Genomic DNA, 15,734 nt, shown 5'->3' with positions numbered 1-15,734 from the left:
GTTTATTTGGTGATGATAACGTAAACAATGACTCATCCTATTTATTATTCCAGGATAAATAATATTAAATGATTTAATTGACCCTGCTTTTTAGGTGGAAGTATCTATATAATAGTAACCCTGTTCCGGGTTACGTTAATAAGTTTTTCCTGAAAAGCATCTTTGGAATCCAGGTCCACTTCCACTGTGAAAAAAACAACTTCGGTGTAATCAGTTTTTAGTATAGCTCCGTACTGTTCTGCAAGTCGGGAAACAGTATCCATGTCAGAATAATCAGATTCGATTTTCACAATTGACTTATCACTAACTTCAATAACGCCTGCATTTTCAATAGCTTCAATAGCAGCTTCCCTATAAGCTCTGGCAAGCCCGCCGAATCCGAGCTTAATTCCCCCGAAATACCGGGTGACAACAACTGCAACATTGCTTAGTTCTTTCATCTCAAGGATCTTGAACACAGGTTTACCTGAACTTCCGGCAGGTTCCCCGTCATCATCATATTTCATTGCAAGGACGTTGTCTCTATTTATTAGATAGGCTGAAACATTGTGGTTTGCATCGTGGTGCCGCTCTTTGATGGTAGAAACAAATAATTTAGCTTCATCCTCGTTCTCTACCGGAATAGCATAGGCAATAAATATGGAGTTCTTTATCTCTTTCTGCGCTTGTCCTGAATCTCTTAAAGTTTTAATACTTCCCAATGTCTGATCTCCATTTATTTATCCCTGTTAATATATTCTTCAGTCCATAGTATTCAGTCACAAGCGACAATTTAAATTAGATATATGCCAATACTTTTGATTACTATTTCGGATTATAATCATTAGTAAAAATATCTCATTCATCAGGTTATCTTATGATCTCTAAAAACCGTGTCCTTGGCATAATACTCCTGTTGGCCCTGATTCATTTATGCCCTTTAGCTGATAGTCTGGGTCAGGAAGCCAGGGATTTTAATTCAATTGCAGTTTCTATGGCTAAAAACGGATCTTATGATGATGCTCTTACTTATTATAACAATGCACTTGAGGCAGATCCTGATTACATTCAGGCCCTTGATAATAAAGGTTCGACTCTTTACCTGATGGGAGATTACAGTGAAGCTTCCAAAGTATTTGATAGCATACTTTTCATTTATCCTGATTCACCTGCAGCTCTTTTCAAAAAAGGTATGGTTCTTTCCAGTATGGGCCAAAATGAAGAAGCCATTGAATATTACAACAGGTCACTTGTGCAGGTTGCAAATGAAAGTAAATCCGACTATGAAAGTGTATTTGATATAGGTTTTTTTTCACTCATTGATGTTTCCGATAACAGCGAAACTCCTGAAATAACATATGACTTAAGACTTCCAAGCATATGGTATCAAAAAGCAGTTTCTCTTGAAGCCCTGGGGAGATATAATGAATCCACGCAGTATTATGATAAGATAATTGATCTTGCAGGTTCTCAATCGTCTGAATTCTCAATGACTGCAGCCGGTCTTTATGAACTGAACAAGTATAATGATTCAATTGAATATTATAACAGGGCACTTGAGATCGAACCTGACAATACAATGTATTGGTATGGAAAAGGAATGGCATATGATGGACTTGGTGACTATCAGGCCGCAATATCTGCTTATGACGAGGCAATCTATTATGATTCAGAAAACATCAATGCGATCAATAACAAAGCAATAGACCTCGAAAAACTCGGTCAGCCAGACCTTGCAGTACAGCAATACAATGCTTACCTGATACTTGATCCGTATGCTGTTGATATATGGTACAAGATGGGAACTACCTATGAAGAACTTGCTAATTATGAATCTGCCCTCAAAGCTTACAATCAGGTGTTAGTATACGAGCCTGAAAATGGGGAGGTATGGACACGTAAAGGTGACGTTCTTGATATGCTTGGTAGGTATCAGGAAGCAATTGAGGCATATGATAAAGCGCTTCTGGTAGGGACTGATAACAAAGCCTCCGGTTCCTATGGCTTAGGAGCCGGACTTTTCGGAATGCCTGTAGAAGTATCTGATTGCTATGTAGAAACACCGGAGTTTGATTCAGATTCCGCACTTCTATGGTACAATAAGGGTCTTGCTTTCTATAAGATGTCTAATTATGAAAGTGCTATTGAGGCATTTGAGAACTCAGCTGCAACCGAATCAGATCATCCTCTATTGTGGTATTATATGGCAGTTTCATATGAAAGTCTTGGAATGTATGAGGAAGCTGTAAGATCATATGAAAAAGCGGTGAAGGTAGACAATTCATGTCCAAGAATGTACTATAATCTTGCAATGGATTATGATCGTCTTGGAGAATTCAGTTCTGCACAAAAGGCTTACACTAAGGCAGTGCAACTGGAAGCTAATTTCACAGCAGCCCATTATAACAAAGCTCTTGACCTTGATAATCTGGAAAAGTACGATGAATCAGTAGAAGTATATTCAAAGGTTCTTGAACTACAGCCAGCTTCCATTGATGCATTGCTTAGGAAAGGCAATGCATTGAATGAGATTGGCGAATATGAAGAAGCAATTGCCTGTTATGAACAGATACTACAAATCAATCCAGCTCACGCTGTGGCAAAATTCCAGCTCGATGTTAACAGGAATATTCTTGAAAATGCAAATCACAGTTCTTCCAGTTATTCAATTCCTTCAACAGTTTTCGGTGTTATGGATGATGATATTTTCAGTTCAGACATTTTTATATGGTATTCCTCAAATCCATTTGAAAGCCCTTATTCTGCCAGCTTAAAAGATGCTGAGATTTTGGGTGATGTGGTCACGTATGATAAAGTGTGGGTTTCCAAAGGTTCAGTTCTTGAAAGTGTGTCCATGACCGACCAGGCAGTAGAATCATACACCACAGCTTTACTTTTGAATCCGTCTTCTGCTGAAGCATGGGTCAGCCTTGCATCTTCTTACGATAAACTTGGTGACTATTCAAATGCGGTTACCTGCTATGAGCAGGCAGTACTGCTTAATCCATCTGATCAGGATGCTTGGTACAGCAAAGGTCTCTCTCACTTTAACAATGGTGACTACCGGTTAGCTGTGGAATCATTCTCAAAGGTGCTTCAGCAGGACCCTGATGACATTTCTTCCCTTTATTATGAGGCAATGGCTTATGATAGTCTGAATATGTACACAGAATCTCTCAAATCCTATGAGACTATCCTCAAAAATGATGCTCAAAACACGGATGTCTGGTACAGGGCAGGTTCAGCAGCGTACAAACTTGGACTCTATGATAAATCCATAGATTCTTTCAACCATGTGCTGATGTATGATCCTACCAATGTGACGGTGCTAAGGATGCAGAGTAATGCTGCTGTTGGTCTTGGTGATGGAGAGGATGCACTGGGATATTATGACAGAATACTCGAGGTAAATCCAGCCGATTCAATTTCACTCTTTGGAAAGGCTTCAGTATATACCAGCCTCAAAAGATATGATGAAGCAATTGCAACTTACGATGCGATACTGGATCTTGAGTCTACTAATGTGAAGGCATTAAACAGCAAAGGTTTCACTTATTACCTGATGGATGACCTGGATGCTGCTACAGCATCCTTTACAGCAGCCGCAGCCGCAGATCCGACAAGTGCTTCAGCATGGTATTATCTGGGTACGGTATCATATATGAGAAGCAGCTACAAGGGTTCTCTCTATTACTATGGGAAAGCCCTGGAACTTGACCCAACATGCATCACTGCATGGTATAATAAGGGCTTTATCCTGAATGTAATGGGCGATGTATCTGATGCAGTTGAATGCTATGACAAGATACTGGCAATTGATCCTGAATGTGAATCCGCTCTGTATAATAAGCAATTTGCTCTTTATCGTATCGGTAAATCCGTATCCGCCGATGATGCCAAGACGAAACTTGATGCAATTGATCCTGGTTTTGCAGCAGCCCTTGATGGCAGGGGTACAAAGTTCTTCCTGCCAACATCCTATAGTGATACTCTGGACTATGAACTGCCAACCCGCTGGTATTCTGATATAGCAGATACTACAGCTAATACAGGAGACAGCACTTCAGAAGATGGTCCGGTCCTGACAGAATATAGGGCATGACTAATTATATCACACAAACTTTATTGTGGATGAGGTTAATTACAGGCCATGCTCAGTTCTCTTATTTTTGATATGGATGGCGTGCTTGTTGATTCTATGCCCTATCATGCCGAGGCATGGATGCAGGTCTCCCGGGAGATAGGTGCTAATGTTACCTCGGAAGATATATACGAAATAGAAGGTGCCAATCACAGACTGGGTCTACAATGGCTTTTTGAGAAAGCCGGTGGAAATATTGATTCTGATCAATATGACAGAATTTTGCAGAGAAAAGTAGACATATTCACCAGTATTGCCGACGTCAAACCATTCAATGGAATGGCAGATTGCCTGAAGGCAATGAAAAATAATTTCAGGCTTGCGGTGGTTACAGGTTCTGAGCGTGTGACAGTTGAATCTTTTATGGATCAGTTCTTCCCTGGCATTTTTGATGTGATTGTTTCCGGTGAGGATGTCCATTATGGAAAACCGTATCCGGAGCCATACTTGAAGGCGGTTGAGCTGCTTGGGATTGAAAAAGAAGAATGCCTTGTAGTAGAAAATGCACCTATGGGTGTTGAATCTGCAAAGCGTGCAGGTCTTTATTGTGTGGGTGTTCCAACATACGTGTCTCCAGATAAGCTTTCACAGGCAGATATTGTGTTGAAGGATCATGCATCTCTTACGGATTATCTCTATACTCATCTCAATAATTGTTCTCATAATTCCTGATTGTTGTTTTTCGTACTGGTCTTAGCCTATTTGAAAACACTAAGATTGGCAGTTGTTCGTAAGTTTTTAAAATAGATTGTTCTATATTATCTAGCATGGAATATAAAAGCGAACCTGACATGAAAGATGTATTAATGGATAATCTTCAAAGCCTGAAAGAAAGTTTCCGTGAAACTCCCAGCATGGAGTTCCTTCTCCAGATAGTTGCCACTTATCATGGGCTTGATATGACCGAGCGAGGCATAGGTTTTGCAGAAGCGTTCCTTATGCAGATTGAGGATGAAAAGGAAAAACTGCTTCAGACATCCATGATCTTTGAGATGGTGGATCTGAATGAAGAAGCTCTTTCTTACCTTACCGAAGCTATGGATAAATATCCAGAAGATACACAGATAAAGAACCATCATGGCATGCTCTTAAATAAGAGTTCAAAGTTTGAGGACGCTCTTTCAATCTATGATGGATTACTGGAAAGTAGTCCCAAATCCCTTGAATCACTTTCCGGGAAGTTGATAGCTCTTATAGGGCTTGGAAGGCATGGTGAAGTGCTTAAGATCTATAAAACTTCAATTTCCATAACACCATCATCACCGCAGGACTGGCACTTCAAAGGGGTCATCGATGGCCTTCTTAAGGATTATTTTGACCATGAGAAGGGAGAATCAATTACTGAGGGTCAGGCAGAGAAATTATCAAAAAGCTTTGATTCAATTACACATATAATGGACGGTCTTGGGCCTGAAGTTTGTAATTTCTATATGATGGGCAATTTTGCAGGTAAAGAGATTTACCATGAAATACTGGAAAATAAGTCATGAATTAAAACTTGAGGTTTTCCTCAAGTTTTTGTAAGGAACTGTAATATTAATGGCCGTTTTGTACGTTTATTCTCATCAAATAATCCATTTTAGGAAAACCCCTGTCTTTTTAGGGTAACTTTTATAACAGCTTTTTCCTCATTCTTTATATGGACAAGTATAGTGTAAAATGCCTGCTGTGTGGCGAAGTTCACGATCCTTACTCATTGAATTGTAAGAACGGGGATCAGTCTCTTCTTCGTGCGTATTACACAGCAAAACAGTTAATTCCTACTGACATGCCAGGTATCTGGAAATATTACAACTGGCTTCCTGTTGACGGTATTATTGAAGAAGGCTCCGGCAGAACTGTAACTTACAAAAGCGAGGCTTTAGCTTCTGAACTGGGACTTGATGACCTGTGGATTGCCTTCAACGGCTACTGGCCGGAAAAAGGTGCCAATCTGATGACCTGCACTTTCAAGGATCTTGAGTCATTCCCGACAATGCAGAGAATCAGGGAGCAGGAAGAAAAGAGGATAATGGTGGTGGCATCCGCAGGAAATACTGCAAGGGCATTTGCCAATGTTTGCAGTATAACTGGACAGCCACTTCTCCTTGTAGTTCCAAAAGAAAGTGTCCACAGATTATGGAGCATACATGATGACAATCATTCAGTTTGCCTTGTAACAGTTGAAGGCGATTATTTCGATGCGATATCCCTTGCAGGCAAGATTGCTGCCAGGGATGGATTTGTTAATGAAGGCGGTGCCAAGAACGTAGCAAGACGTGATGGTATGGGCACTGTTATGCTTGATGCTGTACTGACGTCAGGTAAGATTCCTGACCACTACTTCCAGGCTGTAGGAAGCGGAACCGGTGGAATCTCCGCATGGGAAGCATCCCTAAAATTACTTGATGACGGCAGGTTTGGAGAAACTCTGCCAAAACTCCATTTAGGCCAGAGTCTGCCATGTGCACCTTTGTATTCACTATGGAAAGGCGAGGATGCGGTAGATGCTGCATGTCCGGACGGTATTTATGATGATGTTCTCTTCAACAGGAAGCCACCGTATGCCCTAAAAGGCGGCGTAAAGGATGTTATTGAAGCAAGCGGAGGCGACATTTACGCTGTAACTAACGAAGAAGCATCCGCTGCTCAGGAACTCTTTGAGAAGTCCGAGGGAATTGATCTCAATCCGGCTGCTGCGGTTGCAGTTGCAACACTTGTGCAGGCTATCGAAGCTGGGGCAGTAAAACCAGATGAAAAAATAGTCCTGAATATCACCGGCGGCGGAAAAAAACGCCTGATGCAGGATTATGAATTAAAACAATTACCTGTTTCACTCGAGTTATCGGCAGAAGATGAAGATGCTGAAGACAGGGTAGTAAAAAAGGTAGCAGAAGTATTTGGAATTTGATGATTGGTGTTCAATATGAGTGAAATAATCAACCTTACTATACTGGGTGGCGTCAACAAAGAAGGAGCTGACGAGCCAATAAGGTCAGTAGAAATTTGCAGTGGTGAGATCGTGGGCATTGTAGGTCCCACAGGTTCAGGAAAAAGTACTCTTATCGATGATATTGAACAACTTGCCCAGGGTGACACTCCAACCGGCAGGACTATTCTTGTTAACGGACAAAAACCGGATGCAAACATACGTGTGGACCCACGCAAGAAACTTGTTGCTCAGCTTTCTCAGAACATGCATTTCCTTGCAGATATGACCGTTGAGGAATTCCTGCAAATGCACGCCCGCAGCAGGGGTAAGGATGAGGGTCTTGTCTCAAGGGTCATCGAACTTGCAAACACCCTCACAGGTGAGCCTATTGCTCCCCACCACCACCTCACAGCTCTTAGCGGTGGCCAGTCCAGGTCACTTATGACAGCGGATATTGCAGTAATAAGCGATTCACCTGTGGTTCTTATTGACGAAGTTGAGAATGCGGGTATCAAGAAACAGGAAGCTCTCCAGTTACTTGCAGGTGAGGGAAAGATCGTTGTTGTCGTCACACACGACCCTGTACTTGCACTCATGTCCTCACGCAGGATAGTTATCAGGAACGGTGGTATGGTTGACATTATCACTACAAGCCAGGAAGAGCAGGATGTCTGCTGCAAGATAAGTGAAGTTGACAACTGGCTCATGTCCCTGAGGGAAACCATCAGGCGGGGCGATATTGTGGAGCAGGTTGCATGAAACTGGTAGTACTTGCAGGCACACCGGGTTCAGGAAAGACCTCTGTTCTCTTACACACCATAAAAGCTCTCATGAGAAATGAGAAACGTCCTTCTGTGGTCAAGGTAGACTGTCTCTGGACTGACGATGACCAGCGTTTCAAGAGGCTGGACATCCCTGTGCATGTAGGGCTTGCCAAGGACATGTGTCCTGATCATTTTACTATTTACAACACTGAGGAAATGCTCAGGTGGGCAGAAGCAGAAGGTGCCGATGTCCTGTTGAGTGAAACAGCCGGTCTTTGCCTGCGCTGTGCTCCATATCCTGACGAATGCCTTGCTGTATGTGTTATTGATGTTACAACAGGTCCGAACACTCCGTTGAAGGTTGGACCGCTACTCACAACCGCTGACGTAGTTGTCATGACAAAAGGCGACCTTGTTTCACAGGCAGAGCGTGAGGTTTTCAGGGAACGTGTACTTGAAGTCAATCCTGAATGTAACATTGTTGAAGCCAACGGACTGACCGGTAAAGGTGCATTCGAACTTGCAGAACTTATTCGCTCCGGGCCAGATGCTGTTGACGATATGCTCCTGCGTTACAATCCGCCGCTTGCAATATGCTCTCTCTGTACCGGTGAGACCAGAGTTGCAAGAAAGCATCACATGGGAGTTCTGAGAAACCTTGATGGTTTCATGGAATACAAGGGGGAATAACCCTTGAGTGAAATTGAAAAATTGCTTCCGGGATACAACTGTGGAAGCTGTGGCTTCCGCCAGTGCAGGGACTTTGCAGCGGAACTTTCAGAGACGAAAAATGCTGAAGACCTGCATAAATGTCCATTCCTAGCCCGTGATAATTTCAAGGATAATGTGGATAAGATCCTCGTTCTTCTTGGAAAAGATGTTCCAATGGCTGAAATGATCGTCGGCATAATTGATGGTCTTGAAGCTGATTTCACACTTGCACCTCTGAAGGATGAATGCTCATGCAGGGAGGATATCCACCCATTTGACGGTTCCATTGAAATAGAAGTTGGTGACATACTTCGTTACAGGCCACTGGGATGCCCTGTAACTCACTTTGCAAAGGTCATTGACAAAGTACCTGGAATATACACGGTACACATGGTTGGCCCGCTTCACAGACTCGGTAATGATGATTTCAAGTTCAAAGATGTTGGTCTCTGTATGATTCTGGCCTTTGACGGTAAAGTGGCAAAGGGAAAGATCCCTAAAGTAGGCCAAACAGTGCGTTTTGTACCTGAGTACTGCATGATGCAGAAAGTCCACTCCGGCATGGTTGTTGGAGTTGAAGGTAAAAATGTGCGTATTGAAGCTATTGATCTTAAAGTATGGTAAAGAAGGTGATTTCATGACAGATTCGTTGAAAATCTTCACTCCATCCGAGGCTGTATTCAAAGGAATAAAGGATGCAGGAATTGATTTTATTGTAAGTGTTCCCTGTGCCAATCTCAAGGAACTCATTCCAATGGTTGATGAAGCTCCTGAAATGCTCCATCTTCCGGTAACCCGAGAGGAAGAAGGCGTTGGAATCTGTGCCGGAGCCTATATGGGCGGAAAAAAGACTGCTATGCTCATGCAGAATTCCGGCCTTGGAAATTCTATCAACGCTCTTGCATCTCTTAATCAGCTTTATAATATCCCGCTTTTGATGATAGTAAGCCACAGGGGTGTGGAAGGCGAACCAATTGTAGCTCAGGTTCCAATGGGTGAGCTAACTTCAAAGTTACTTGATACGATGGAGATTCCTTATTTCATGCCGGAGAAAGACGTCGATCCCGCAGACCTTATTGTTAAAGCATGGAATACTGCAGCAGAGCAGAAAAAACCAGTTGCAGTGCTTTTACCAATTCCATTCTGGAGGAAGCAGGCATGAAACGCATAGATGCTATCAATGAGATTGCGGCAAAGGTTAAGGAAAGCGGAGCCCTGCTCATAGGCAATATCGGTATTCCATGTAAAGAGATTCATCATGTCTGTGATGTTCCGACAAATTTCTACATGCTTGGTTCCATGGGACTTGCATCTTCAATCGGGCTTGGTCTTGCACTGGCACGACCTGACAAAAAGGTTGTCGCAATAGATGGCGACGGTTCCATTCTCATGAATATGGGAACCCTTGCAACCATAGCTACACAGAGTCCTGAAAATTACCTGCTGGTAATAGTTGATAACGGTGCTTACGGTTCAACAGGAAACCAGCCCACCGCCACGTCTGTAGTTACTGACCTTGCAGCAGTTGCAAGAGGCGCTGGCAATAAGGATGTTTTTGAAGTATCCACTCCTGAAGAACTCAGGGATGTGCTGAAAAGCACGGACAAAGGTATCATTGTTGCAAAAGCAGAGCCGGGTAATACTGATGCTCCGGTAATTGAAATGACACCTGAGAGAATAATTAAGAGGTTTATGGAGAAATCAGCTCTGTAACAAATCTCTTAATTAAAGTAATTATTCAAGTCAATAAGCCATCTTTATGTTGACATAAATAATATTTATTTTTGTAGAATTCTAGCTATTGATTTTGATATTTATCCAGAGTCATGAACGTTAATTTTGGACAACTATAATCTATAATTCTACTTTTAGTACATAGTTTAATTAATGGCCATACTTTTTAAATACAATTGCAAATATTTTTGTAATGATGCATTGAAATAATGTGGATGAGGAGTCCAAACTATTTTTTATTTTGTAGATTTTTAGGAAGGATGAAATGAATCAAGGATGGAATAAATACGTGTATGTTTCATTATTCAGCGTTGTACTTGTCTTATGTGTAGGCTGCATATCCTCTCAAGACAATAGCACAGAACAAATTGAGTTAAATGGGACTGAAATAAGCTCAAGCACTATTATAGAAAATAGACTTACAAACAGTTCAGATGATTATGATATTGCGTCTGCAAATAATGCATTTGCATTTGACATGTATAACACCATTGAAACAAAAGATAAAAATGTCTTTTTTTCACCATATAGTATTTCCACTGCAATGGCTATTTGTTATGAAGGGGCTCAAGATTCCACAAAAGAACAAATAAAGAACGTTTTTAACTATCCATTCAATGACTCGGTTCTTGAAACGAGTTCAAAAGAATTAATGGACACAATAAACTCCGATGAAAGTAACGTGAACACTGCAAATGCTCTCTGGGTACAGAAAGAATTCCCTTTTAATACGCAATTCGTTCTCAATTCAAAGACCTACTATAACGCTAATGTAACAAATCTTGATTTTGGTGAATCTGAGAAATCTGCAAACATCATAAATGAATGGATTAAAGAAAAAACAAATGGTAAAATAGACAATATGATTGACTCTATAAACGAAAATACAACAATGATTGTCACAAATACGATTTACTTTAAAGGAGAATGGGTCGATGAATTTGACGAACAGGATAATCAGAAAGAGCCATTTTATTCTTCAAATAGAAATACTTTTTCAGTAGAAACAATGTACAATGTGCGGTTCTACAACTATGCTGAAAATGAAAAAGATCAAATAATAGAGTTGCCATATATAGGAAATTTGTCAATGTATATCATTCTTCCAAAAGAAAATAATAATTCTGATTACAGTAATAATTTTTCATATGTAGATTACAACAATCTCAAATCTGCAATGAATTCAGAAAATCTGGTAAAGTTGTGGTTGCCAAAGTTTACATTTGATACCAAATATGAATTGTCAGGCTCACTATCTAATATGGGGATGGTGGATGCATTTGGACCTTCAGCAAATTTCTCGGGTATGTATGATATCAATATGTCATCTGAGAATTACTCTCTGTCTTTGGAAAAAATAATTCACCAGACTTCTATTGATGTACAAGAAAAAGGCACAGAAGCGGCCGCAGCAACCGGTATTGATGCAACCACAAGCAGGGCCCCCGGACAATCTGAAATAATAGAATTCAAGGCTAATCATCCTTTCATGTTCTTAATTGAAGACAATAGAAACGGTTGTATTGTATTCATGGGTAAACTGGAAAAGCCGGTTGAACAATAAGCTTTTTGAAGCTGTGATAGTGCAACATTCATGGGCGAGACCTTAAATCTCTCCCTTATTATTTCAAAATATGGTAGCTATTTGGATACATTACATGAAATTGATAGTGATGTATGGGGTGTTGCTATGGTAAGTCGTAGTAAATACGTACCCAATTTAATCTTATAAATTTTGAAAATAAGTTGGCTAAACGCCAAAACATTCAATATATCCTCTCAACCATCTCATTGAGCGTAAATTCTCCGCTCAATATCTTTTCTTTTAATTTTTCTGCCAGTTCTTCTGCTCTCTTGCGGTCTGACTGCCGCAGGACAATAGGCACATCCTGGTGTTTTCCTTCCATTTCAAAGTGAAGGGTTCCAAGTTCAGCAGTGAAAACTCCTCCCGGACAGACAGTTAAGCAGAATCCGCAATTGAAGCACTGGTATCTGTTCAGCATCATCCTGTCGTCTTTGCGTTGAATTGCTTCCATGGGACAATCCCTGATTGGTTTGCAAACTTCACAATCAAGGCAAGCATCAGGATTGAAGTTTATTGCACGGTCGGTATTCTTCCATGCGTCTGCATAGGTACTGCTGCCGATCATCACTCTTTTATCGACATCATTCACAACCATTGGGATGTCGTTGTCAGTCTGCAGGATAGCATCAAGCACAGACTGGCTTGTTACAGGTATTGCAACAGCCCACGAGGCTATGCATTCAGGTCCGGCGGATGTCTTAAATCCACCCATGAGGGCTGCGTCCATCTTGTGCATATCGGCAACTCCTGTAAGATTTGGTTTTGCAGGGCTGCTGCGTGTTCCTTCTCCGATTACGAAACCTTCGGCTCCGTTCATGAGTACACGTGTGCCGATTCCGATAGTCTCCATCTGTGGGTCGTTCTGAACCGGATTTATCTCTCCGCAACCGGAAAGTGTTGCACCGTGCATATCTGGGCTGAATTGTGTTGCGTGGAATATTGTGTTTACCGCTTTATCGGAAACATTGACAAAGGCAGCATAATTCTTGAATGAATGTCTTGTGGCGTAGAGTTTTGCATAAGGCATTTCTTCCAGTTTAACCTGACTTTCGATTGTCTCTTCCTCATTTGTTACAACAGAAACATCAACTTCTTTTCCTTCAACAAGTTCCCTGAAAAGATGACCTGCACCATAATTGTGTTTGAGTACTGAATGTGCGGTTCCAAAAACGATCACATCAAGAATTCCAAGGCTTTCGTTCGGGCAGGGTCCCACATGAGCAGGAACGCCGTTCAGAAGCACTTTTGAAGCTCGTTTGAAACTAACAGGGGAGTTGACAGGAAAGGACAGGACAGCATAAGTTCCGCTCATAATAGCTCTTGTTGCGGTTGTGACAACATCCACATCCATGTTGCAGACATCTTCTCCTTTGTCCACAAGTTCGGATATCTCCTGCGCTGTCATTACAACAGCTTCTTTCTTCTCTAATTTCTCCCTAATCTCAGCTACTGAACGTTCCACAAGTATCCCTCGTAAATAATTATATGGTCTGCTTCAATTTGATCTCTGGAACATGGCTTAGCCTAAGTGCCAGAAAATCTCAATTCAAGCGTAAGTAAATATGATCTTCAAAGTAAAAAAAGGTTGCAGCGATTGCTGCATTAATCTACACCAAGAATGCTGGCAAGCTCCAGACCTTCGCTTCCAAGTTCTGCAAGCTGGTCGAATGCCTCTTCCTTGGTGATGTATTTCTCAGTTCTGGTTCCGTCTTCAGCTTCGATCTTGATTGTGATCTCATTCTTGACGTAACCTTTGTCCAGAGATTCACTTACAATTTCACCGTATTGCTCGGCAATGAGCTTCAGACAGTCGAAAACCTCATTGTTGCGAACTGCATCCTCACCATCAAGAAGAATATGGTTTAGTTTCTGGAACTTTACATTGTGTTCCAAGTACTTTTTAACCTCATCCACAACACCGGCAATGTTGTCGATGTTCAGTGACTGCAAGAGTTTCTCATCACCGGTTATCTCAAATTCGCCCTGGTATATCTGGTAAGTGTCATTATCAGAAACGATCTTGAATTTCTGGTCACCTTTCTTGTTAACAAAGCTTAAATCAACGTGCTTGTCACCATCAAAGTTCATTGAAGTAATGGTGTACTCAGAAACCTCAATCATTTTCACTTTGTTCTCTTTGGAAAAAATACCAGCTTTTGTCCAGGTTGGCAGGGACAATTCTCCAGAAAGCACCCTTACAGGAAGAACATCATGGGCATAAGCAAGGTCGCAGGAATATTCCATTCCAGAGAACGATGCCTTTAGAGTACCTTTCAGAGTTCCGTCTTTTGATGATACGGAGTATGCTTTGTTTGCACCGTAGATGCCTGATTCAAAAAGAGGATTCAGATTGTTCAGCAGGTCCATTTCTATTTTATAAATGCCGCTTTCGGATTGTCTTTTGATCTGTTCCAACTTCAGATTTAGTTCCTTGAGTCCTTTGTCAGCGGTTTCAACACATGCATCGATAACTGAGTTCCTGCATTCAAGTATTTCCTTGTCCTCTGCACCCTTTGAACGTTCATCAACATATTGCTGGACATCCTTGCTGAATGCTTCAATTTCCCTGATCCTTGCTTCAAGAGAGGATATCTCTTCAGTTTCCTCTTCGCTAAGCTCAATAGCAGAGTTCTCAAGTGGCAGGACCTTCTTTGCCATTTCTATGAAATTGTTAAGGTCCTGGATAAAATCTCTTTGTAAAGGTAGTTCGGTAGAGTCCTGAAATGTATATTTCATCCTAATCCCCGTCTTGTTTTTAATCTTATATTCTTGCAGATGTAATATATAAATTACCACTCAGGGGATGAAGCGTATTTTAGATTACGCTTCTAACCACTTCAAGTATCATGTTCATGTACTTTGTAGCACCGTTCTTCAGATCCATTGGATGAAGTTCCTCGGCTGCGAATACTTTCTCCAGTTCCTCATACCCCTTGCACACAAGGTTGCCACCGAACTTTTCAGGTCTTTCAAAGACTATCTTTTCATATCTTGGGCAGATGTGGTATTTGAAAAGCTCCATTACAGGATTATCTTCAACCTGTCCGGCAGGGCAGAATGCTTTCTTCATCTTCTTCTTTAGATCTGCTTCAGTGTCGTCCACTGATATAAAGTTGTTATTTGATGAGGACATCTTCTCCCCGTCAAGTCCAAGAAGTATTGGTGTGTGGATACAGAGAGGTGCCTTAAAACCAAGTCCGGGAAGTCCTTCTCTTCCAAGCATGTGAATCTTCCTCTGGTCAATTCCACCTACAGCAACATCAACACCAAGCATTGCAATGTCGATTGCCTGCATGATAGGATAGACCATCTGGGATACTGCAGGATCATCCATTTTCCTTCCGACTTCATCCATACTCCTTGTTGCCCTGTTCAGGGTTGTGCTGCGGGTAAGTTTCAGCACATTAAGGATGTATTCCTGCCCAAGCTGGTAATCGGAACCATAGACGAATCTGGTTTCTTCTTCATCAAGTCCCAGCGCAATGAAGCATCTTTTGTTGTAATCTGCAATCACACGTACCTCTTCAAGTGTTCCTTTCTTGTTGAGGTATGCGTGTACGTCAGCGAGAAGTACAGTAATCTTAAAACCAGCTTTCTGAAGGTCGAGAAGCTTGTTCACAGTAAGGACGTGTCCCATATGGATCTTACCGCTTGGCTCATATCCGACATAGGCTGTAGGATGCTCCTTTGTTTCCAGAAGCTGTTTAAGTTCGTCCTCAGTCACTATTTCCTGCACATTTCTTTTTATAAGCTCAAGTTTATCCATAGGTTCACCTTATAAATCGTGGAATCTATAAACACATCTGTCTTTAAATGCTTTTTCTTCTTTCACGCTTTTCTGAAAAATTGGATACTTTTCAGTCGAGGATTGTTATTGCGGGAGAGCGATAAAATGAAAAAACAAAGTAA

The 15,734-nt window shown here is 41.4% G+C and carries 14 protein-coding genes; 10 read left to right on the top strand and 4 right to left on the bottom strand.

Translation table 11 applies throughout. The features are described from left to right. Positions 1-104: 104 nt before the first annotated feature. Positions 105-701, bottom strand: a complete 597-nt coding sequence (locus FKV42_RS12580; RefSeq protein WP_154810627.1) for an IMPACT family protein — start codon at positions 699-701, stop codon at positions 105-107. 155 nt (positions 702-856) lie between these two features. Between FKV42_RS12580 and FKV42_RS12575 the strand changes: the two genes are divergently transcribed. The 10 genes from FKV42_RS12575 (at position 857) to FKV42_RS12530 (ending at position 11,804) form a co-directional block, all read left to right on the top strand. Continuing rightward, the gene (locus tag FKV42_RS12575; RefSeq protein WP_154810626.1) at positions 857-4,081 is read left to right on the top strand and encodes a tetratricopeptide repeat protein; all 3,225 of its coding nucleotides are present in this window, start codon (positions 857-859) and stop codon (positions 4,079-4,081) included. A 48-nt stretch (positions 4,082-4,129) separates the two neighbouring features. Beyond that, positions 4,130-4,792, top strand: a complete 663-nt coding sequence (locus FKV42_RS12570; protein WP_154810625.1) for an HAD family hydrolase — start codon at positions 4,130-4,132, stop codon at positions 4,790-4,792. A gap of 95 nt (positions 4,793-4,887) precedes the next feature. Next, on the top strand, positions 4,888-5,610 hold the full coding sequence (locus FKV42_RS12565; protein ID WP_154810624.1) for a tetratricopeptide repeat protein: 723 nt from the start codon (positions 4,888-4,890) through the stop codon (positions 5,608-5,610). A gap of 149 nt (positions 5,611-5,759) precedes the next feature. Next, positions 5,760-7,010, top strand: a complete 1,251-nt coding sequence (locus FKV42_RS12560) for a cysteate synthase (RefSeq protein WP_154810623.1) — start codon at positions 5,760-5,762, stop codon at positions 7,008-7,010. A 15-nt stretch (positions 7,011-7,025) separates the two neighbouring features. Next, on the top strand, positions 7,026-7,790 hold the full coding sequence (locus FKV42_RS12555; RefSeq protein WP_154810622.1) for an ATP-binding cassette domain-containing protein: 765 nt from the start codon (positions 7,026-7,028) through the stop codon (positions 7,788-7,790). Beyond that, positions 7,787-8,485: a GTP-binding protein gene (locus tag FKV42_RS12550; protein WP_154810621.1), complete on the top strand. Its 699-nt coding sequence runs from the start codon at positions 7,787-7,789 to the stop codon at positions 8,483-8,485. The genes FKV42_RS12555 and FKV42_RS12550 overlap by 4 nt, the downstream gene beginning before the upstream one ends. 3 nt (positions 8,486-8,488) lie before the next feature. Next, complete coding sequence (locus tag FKV42_RS12545; RefSeq protein WP_154810620.1) at positions 8,489-9,130, top strand: (Fe-S)-binding protein; 642 nt, start codon at positions 8,489-8,491, stop codon at positions 9,128-9,130. Between the two features lie 13 nt (positions 9,131-9,143). Continuing rightward, positions 9,144-9,668 (top strand): sulfopyruvate decarboxylase subunit alpha, encoded by a 525-nt coding sequence (gene comD / locus FKV42_RS12540; protein ID WP_154810619.1) that lies wholly within the window; start codon positions 9,144-9,146, stop codon positions 9,666-9,668. Further along, on the top strand, positions 9,665-10,219 hold the full coding sequence (gene comE, locus FKV42_RS12535; protein ID WP_154810618.1) for a sulfopyruvate decarboxylase subunit beta: 555 nt from the start codon (positions 9,665-9,667) through the stop codon (positions 10,217-10,219). Before comD ends, comE begins: the two co-directional genes overlap by 4 nt. Positions 10,220-10,505: 286 nt before the next feature. After that, positions 10,506-11,804 (top strand): serpin family protein, encoded by a 1,299-nt coding sequence (locus FKV42_RS12530; protein ID WP_154810617.1) that lies wholly within the window; start codon positions 10,506-10,508, stop codon positions 11,802-11,804. Positions 11,805-12,006: 202 nt separating this feature from the next. Here FKV42_RS12530 and FKV42_RS12525 read toward each other — a convergent pair whose 3' ends face one another. From FKV42_RS12525 to FKV42_RS12515, 3 genes are all read right to left on the bottom strand, one after another. Continuing rightward, on the bottom strand, positions 12,007-13,287 hold the full coding sequence (locus FKV42_RS12525; RefSeq protein WP_230375697.1) for a methanogenesis marker 16 metalloprotein: 1,281 nt from the start codon (positions 13,285-13,287) through the stop codon (positions 12,007-12,009). A 140-nt stretch (positions 13,288-13,427) separates the two neighbouring features. Next, positions 13,428-14,561, bottom strand: coding sequence for a hypothetical protein (locus FKV42_RS12520; RefSeq protein WP_154810616.1), 1,134 nt, complete (start codon positions 14,559-14,561; stop codon positions 13,428-13,430). Between the two features lie 79 nt (positions 14,562-14,640). Further along, positions 14,641-15,591, bottom strand: coding sequence for a tyrosine--tRNA ligase (locus tag FKV42_RS12515; protein WP_154810615.1), 951 nt, complete (start codon positions 15,589-15,591; stop codon positions 14,641-14,643). Between the last annotated feature and the right edge of the window lie 143 nt (positions 15,592-15,734).

The organism is Methanolobus vulcani, assembly GCF_006546655.1.
Taxonomy (GTDB): domain Archaea; phylum Halobacteriota; class Methanosarcinia; order Methanosarcinales; family Methanosarcinaceae; genus Methanolobus; species Methanolobus vulcani_A.
The sequence above is the reverse complement of the archived record's forward strand: the minus strand, read 5'-3'. Positions and strand labels throughout refer to the sequence as shown.

Coding starts and splice junctions, on each gene's coding strand:
- FKV42_RS12515 (WP_154810615.1), bottom strand. CDS start 15,591: ATGGATAAACTTGAGCTTATAAAAAGAAATGTGCAGGAAATAGTGACT.
- FKV42_RS12555 (WP_154810622.1), top strand. CDS start 7,026: ATGAGTGAAATAATCAACCTTACTATACTGGGTGGCGTCAACAAAGAA.
- FKV42_RS12530 (WP_154810617.1), top strand. CDS start 10,506: ATGAATCAAGGATGGAATAAATACGTGTATGTTTCATTATTCAGCGTT.
- comD (WP_154810619.1), top strand. CDS start 9,144: ATGACAGATTCGTTGAAAATCTTCACTCCATCCGAGGCTGTATTCAAA.
- FKV42_RS12565 (WP_154810624.1), top strand. CDS start 4,888: ATGGAATATAAAAGCGAACCTGACATGAAAGATGTATTAATGGATAAT.
- FKV42_RS12560 (WP_154810623.1), top strand. CDS start 5,760: ATGGACAAGTATAGTGTAAAATGCCTGCTGTGTGGCGAAGTTCACGAT.
- comE (WP_154810618.1), top strand. CDS start 9,665: ATGAAACGCATAGATGCTATCAATGAGATTGCGGCAAAGGTTAAGGAA.
- FKV42_RS12550 (WP_154810621.1), top strand. CDS start 7,787: ATGAAACTGGTAGTACTTGCAGGCACACCGGGTTCAGGAAAGACCTCT.
- FKV42_RS12520 (WP_154810616.1), bottom strand. CDS start 14,561: ATGAAATATACATTTCAGGACTCTACCGAACTACCTTTACAAAGAGAT.
- FKV42_RS12575 (WP_154810626.1), top strand. CDS start 857: ATGATCTCTAAAAACCGTGTCCTTGGCATAATACTCCTGTTGGCCCTG.
- FKV42_RS12570 (WP_154810625.1), top strand. CDS start 4,130: ATGCTCAGTTCTCTTATTTTTGATATGGATGGCGTGCTTGTTGATTCT.